Raw genomic sequence first — 4,547 nt, 5'->3', positions numbered from 1 at the left:
GCCTATTTAAGTGATGTGCTGAAAAGGTTGCCGACACATAAAGTGACTCAGATTGAAGAATTGCTACCACACCGCTGGAAACCTGAACCGAATTAAAAAATAGGCATGGGGTTCAGCGGACGCTTACCACTCAACTTAAGAGCAGTCAAAAAAATATGCTAAAACATTATTATATACCATATATAAGCTTTAAATAACTTCTAACTTATAAGCATGGGTTGCTGTATGAAAAGAAACGTGCAGCCCATTAGGAAATGGCTTTCTTCCTACAATTACCATAATAAATCCTTCAAGATCATGAATACTTTCAGTTACTAATTTTTTCATAGAGTATTCATCGGCGGCAGAAGGATATGGTATATCTTGTGGATGGGTATGCCAATCGCCTACAAAGTGAAGACCTATTTTATATTTCTCTGCTATTTCAATTTTTTCTGACACTAAATCTGGTTCGTAACCAAATCTGCTTTTCCAATCCTTACGACGCGGACCTGTGACTTGCGTTATGTTTGCAGTATTCTTACCCTCATAAGAGGCGAATAGCTGTCCTCCTGCTTCCTTAGAAAAACAAGAACGTTGTTTATTATTTTCAAAGTGTTCTAAGGCTTCTGATGAAAATTCAAGAAACCCTAAGTCATTAGGTAATTTATAAATAAGTTTGGAATATTTCATTTTTTGCCACATTGACTACAGATGCCGCATTTTAAAAGTTCAGATTTTTCATATTCAAAAGCTCCCTTAAATCCATTAGGCCTATACTTTAGGTGTTCTGTACTCCACTTTCCATTAGCCTCTTCAATTTTTGAAGTAGGTCCCGCGTAAACTTTGTGAGTTGACTTGGAAATTTTATGGGTTAAGAATTCTATTACTAATTGAGTAACTAATGCTTCAGCATGACAGACATCTACAGGACCATAAGGTTGAAAAGTTGTGCCACATGCCGGTTCTGTTTGGATTGATCTGTTGCTTGACCATTCAGTTTCAGGTGCTCTGAGAGTGCCGTTATCATTGATAATACATTTTAAGGAAATACTTTTATCAACAATAGCTACAGCATGTGAAGCAGTACCATTTTCATCTAACCAACCGTAAATGATTGGTTGAGCTTTGGGTAAACTATCTTGCCAATCAGATAATTGTCCTTCCGCAGCCCATTCACCCATACAAGATATAATTAAGTTATTGCCACTGAATACTTCAGGATTCTCATTAAATACTTGCTGCCATGTCCTTGGATAATGTTTTACCTTTAGAATATGAGGATACTTTCTCTGTATTTCTAATTTTAATTTATAAGCCTTATAACTATTTATTGAATCGATACCTAGAGCATGTCTTCCAACATTAGCTGGCACTAAAAGGTCATGATCTATAAGAGTTAGTTCTCCTACCCCTGATTGAGCTAATCGCATAGCAACCTGAGAACCTAATGAGCCACATCCTAAAATTAATACTTTAGATTCCTTGAGGTATTTTAGACCAGTATTTTGATCTCTACCATGCACCCATTGAGAATCTAACCGTTGAATATCTTTTCTAGTAATGCACCCTCTTCTTTTTCTCAAGAGTAAATTGATTTTATCTCTATAAACTTTATTTCTTCTAAAACCATTGATGCTTTGCGCATTTAGTTCGACTGCGACTAGACCAATACCAGAGTTTTCAGTTTTTGCTCCTAATACAATTAATGTGCTTTGGTGGAAAGGTATTTTTGCAAGAAGTGATGTAATACCGTTTGAATTTTTATTCAAAGTTTTTATTAAGCTTCTAGGATTATTAGGAAAAGGTGGAATAGGTGGAGTACTTAATAAACCAAATACTCCTGTTGTAATCATAGAAGGATTAAAAGTACAATCAAGATTTTTTAACCATGTTTCTAATTGTTCAATATTTTCACCAACTAATTTTATTTTTCCATTATTCCAAATATAAATTAAGCGTGATGCAATATTATTTGTATCTAATAATGAACTAACTGGAATAGATTTATTGGATTGGCTCCAATAGGATATAAATTCATTTTGAAATTCATCTTCCCTATATTTATTGTCTTTTTGACAACTCTCAATTAATTCAATTGCATGCAATAGTAGTTCATTAACTTGAGCTTCAATATCTTCAGTATCTACAATAGGTAAACATAATAGCCCATGAGGTTCAAAATGAGGCCATTGTAAGAATTTATCACCAGTTTTGTAGGCAATTCTAATAGGTGAATATGGAAAATGTGAATCTACTAATATATGAAATTTAAAATTTTCATTATTATAATTTAATTCAATATGCCAACCACATATAAAATTTTTATTGGTATACGCTGTCAGATTTTTTAATGCCAATGTCTTAACGACATCAGCATTATTATTTAACCATTGCCATAATACAGTTTTAGACGTATCAAATTTACTTCCTGAGCTGAATAGAAGATCAGGCATATCTTCTTCCACCAACTTTTTCAGTTTGTCTTAGCGTTTTATCCTCTCCTAACAAGCTTCCCTTTTTCTTTTTAGGGCTTAACTGAGGACCTTCAGACGTAATTTCTAATGTAAGCACATCATCTGTGCATTCTTTGGCTGTACATAAGAACGTACCATCAACATCTTTTAAGATACTTTCGTACTCTTCTTTAGCTCGAATACATGGTGGATCATTATCATCATCTAAAATTTCTTTACTACTAGCAATAATAAAAGCGTTCTTGGTCGCTTGTGCTAAAGCTAAACGTGCATCAGGATCTACCACAGCTTCACGCTTTTTCTTACTCCAGCTATCATAAGATAGAGAATGCCATGAGCAATGATGAGGTGAGAGCATAATATTGTACTGTAATCGCTCTCTTTTCAAAGAATTACGTTGCCAAACACGTTCCCAGTTTTCAACTTCAGCATCTCCACCAACTAACAACAGACCAGCTTTTTCATTAGATTCAGATTTGATACTAAAGCGAATAATAGTACTTGAATTATTTTTTCCAGTCAGACACTTTGCTTCTTCTTCATCAACTACTAGAGGTGCAATTAACCATGCTCTAAATGTGCCATCTACAGCCCCACAAATTTTTGTAATTTCGTCATCAGTTTTTACCAGAATTTCAGTAAGCTCATCAGTTTTACCATTTCTATCTTCACCTAAAACTTGGATGCGATCACCATCTTTTATAGAAGACTTATCAGTGGTTGCTTTGAACAAATTAACTCTGCGACGTGCTTCTTTCCACCATGCATTTGCATCATCACATAATCCATTTTCGCTTACGTCTTTTTTTCGGCGAAATATAACAGGAGAGGACCACATTTCACGGATAATAATTTTTTCACTATTATCATTTTTCCAGTCTTCAGGTTTTCCTAAATGGAAATGCTCTTCTAATCCGCGACAATGGTCTTGATCTGGATGTGTAAGTAAAAAAGCATCAACATAGAGACGGCCTTCAGAATCACGCTGAAGTTTATCTTTCAATAAAGATGCAACATCAATGACTTCCTCTTGCTTTTCATCATCGGCAGACTTACGGATATTTACATCTATAAGAATATTTCGCCCACTATCAAGAGTTAGTAAAGCCATGTCCCCATTATCAACAGGAAAAAAATCTATTTTAGCTGTCATAAATTCCATCTTTTAATAAGTAAAAATTAGTATGCTTCACAAGTTATGTAATTTATTCTTGCTTGAGAAAAATTATGGAGGCTTATTTATATTTTTCAATTATTTTATTAGATAAATTGACTTAAATTTAAACTAAATAGACTCTACTACTTTATTACGCAGTAATGTAGCGGAGGGATGATTTTTGTACGTTCAAATAACCATACTAGACTATCTTATATTGTGAATGATTAACATCGATGAAAATTATCTTACGATGTTGCGCATCCACGCTGTATATATCATCAATAGTAGTCCACTAATTCCAATTAAGAGTAGTCCACCGATTCCTGATTAGTTGAACCGTACCGGGTTTGTCGGAGACTTTTTTATTTAAGTTAGGCCACCTGACCTAACGGATTAATCTTATCATAGTACATTGCTTCAAACTCAAAAGGCGATACATAGTAAGCGTCCGCTGAACCCCATGCCTATTTTTAATTTTTGGTCAGATTTCGAGCGGTGCGGCAGTTATTCTATTTGGGTCACTTTATGTGTTGGTAGCCTTTTCAGCACATCACTTAAATAGGCATAAGGGTCCAAGCCATTCAGTTTATCACCATCTGCTTATATAGTTTCTGATAACTCTCCCCCATAATTTTTTGGCTGGATCATATTCTATTATATACACGTAGTCATATTCACAACTAACTTTGATTAATGTTATTCCTGTGTCTGGACTAATAAATGCATCAGAAAGCCCTATAACTTTATGCTCTTCAATATTCGGAGGGGTAACTAAGTGGTTGAGTGTGGCATTGGGGTTATAGACCATACGCGCCAACTTAAGCCATGTTGATGATATTTCATACACTCTGGTGCCTCCTAAATAACATTGAAATATCATCTGTAAATCGTTGTAATTTCCTCTTCCTAGGCCGCTCCGACATACTTTTAAT

General features: G+C 34.7%; 5 protein-coding genes and 1 pseudogene. 1 reads left to right on the top strand and 5 read right to left on the bottom strand.

Annotated features, from left to right (window positions below; all coding sequences use genetic code 11):
• Positions 1-96: transposase domain-containing protein (locus AC07E5_RS10140; RefSeq protein WP_075175639.1), on the top strand; the 96-nt coding region annotated here is incomplete at its 5' end.
• 93 nt (positions 97-189) lie between these two features.
• Here the strand turns inward: AC07E5_RS10140 and AC07E5_RS10135 are convergent.
• The 5 genes and pseudogenes from AC07E5_RS10135 to AC07E5_RS10115 all read right to left on the bottom strand — a co-directional run.
• The gene (locus AC07E5_RS10135; protein WP_498625389.1) at positions 190-672 is read right to left on the bottom strand and encodes a Mov34/MPN/PAD-1 family protein; all 483 of its coding nucleotides are present in this window, start codon (positions 670-672) and stop codon (positions 190-192) included.
• Positions 669-2,435 (bottom strand): ThiF family adenylyltransferase, encoded by a 1,767-nt coding sequence (locus tag AC07E5_RS10130; protein WP_498625387.1) that lies wholly within the window; start codon positions 2,433-2,435, stop codon positions 669-671. The genes AC07E5_RS10135 and AC07E5_RS10130 overlap by 4 nt, the downstream gene beginning before the upstream one ends.
• Entirely contained in the window at positions 2,428-3,609 is a 1,182-nt protein-coding gene (gene mblB / locus AC07E5_RS10125; RefSeq protein WP_168401820.1) for an anti-phage 6A-MBL system MBL-fold protein, read from the bottom strand. Before mblB ends, AC07E5_RS10130 begins: the two co-directional genes overlap by 8 nt.
• Before the next feature lie 510 nt (positions 3,610-4,119).
• Positions 4,120-4,203, bottom strand: a pseudogene (locus AC07E5_RS10120) (transposase domain-containing protein); the annotation flags it as partial.
• Position 4,204: 1 nt separating this feature from the next.
• On the bottom strand, positions 4,205-4,547 hold a 343-nt coding region (locus tag AC07E5_RS10115; RefSeq protein WP_498625385.1), incomplete at its 5' end, for a hypothetical protein.

The sequence above is a fragment of the Acinetobacter seohaensis genome (genome assembly GCF_056431365.1).
Note: the sequence above shows the minus strand (reverse complement) of the source record. Positions and strands in the feature narration are given on the sequence as shown.

Excerpts from the sequence above, each read along its gene's own strand:
- AC07E5_RS10135 (WP_498625389.1), bottom strand. The coding sequence starts at position 672 with ATGAAATATTCCAAACTTATTTATAAATTACCTAATGACTTAGGGTTT.
- AC07E5_RS10130 (WP_498625387.1), bottom strand. The coding sequence starts at position 2,435 with ATGCCTGATCTTCTATTCAGCTCAGGAAGTAAATTTGATACGTCTAAA.
- mblB (WP_168401820.1), bottom strand. The coding sequence starts at position 3,609 with ATGACAGCTAAAATAGATTTTTTTCCTGTTGATAATGGGGACATGGCT.